Origin of the sequence: Siminovitchia fortis, from assembly GCF_003605365.2 — a bacterium.
Lineage (GTDB): Bacteria > Bacillota > Bacilli > Bacillales > Bacillaceae_C > Siminovitchia > Siminovitchia fortis.
In genome coordinates this window covers 1-774 of sequence record NZ_QYTU02000102.1, presented here as the reverse complement: position 1 = coordinate 774, position 774 = coordinate 1, and the positions used below count along the sequence as shown (strand labels likewise).

1 protein-coding gene is annotated in these 774 nt (G+C 39.9%); it reads right to left on the bottom strand.

Going from position 1 to position 774, the window contains the following annotated elements; translation table 11 throughout:
* Positions 1–35: 35 nt before the first annotated feature.
* The coding region (locus D4N35_RS17845) for an IS4 family transposase (RefSeq protein ID WP_120076049.1) at positions 36–774 on the bottom strand (739 nt) is incomplete at its 5' end.

Genomic DNA, 774 nt, shown 5'->3' with positions numbered 1-774 from the left:
AATTAAACTATTGGCAGCTACGACAGTGTATGTATTTACGGGCTAGATCTTCCATCAAATCTTCGTATCCAGACATATGCAGGTTTCCAAAGAGTTTTCTTTAACCAGCGGCTGATCCGGAGTAAAGATTTCTTGCTCTTTGTCTCCAACTGGATAAGGACATTTAGACAATAAGCAATGAGCGCAAGGAAAATTTGATTTTGAATGGCAGTTTCGCTCATGCCATAAAAGTGTTTGATCTCTACGTGCTGTTTGAGCCATTTAAAGAATAGCTCAATTGCCCAGCGTTGACGGTAAATTTCACTAATCTCTTCGGAATCCAGATCGAAGCGATTGGTAATTAATCGTAAAGTGTTTCCCTTTGTATCCACTACTTCGAGAAGGCGGAACACATTCTCTGTACGATTTTGAGTTGAACCAATGTATACCATTTTATCGGATAAAACAGTAGAATCTTCGGGCACAGCAAAAGTCTCTACTTCACGAATGACGGCGTTTTTCTTCAGTCTTGACACGAAGAAATAGCCCTCATCGGTCATTCGATCAAATCGTTCGTAGTCAACATATCCACGATCAAACACATACATGGCATCCTTATCGTCTACAAGGATTTCTAGTTGATTTCTGTCATGTTCTTTAGCTGTTGTAATTTCCGCTTTTTCAGGATAGACGGTGTCTTTATCCATAAACACTAGTCGTAGATGTAGCTTAACTCCTGCTTTTGTTTTGCGGAATTTTGCCCACTTATGATTCGTTAGGTTTAGTGGAAGCGTG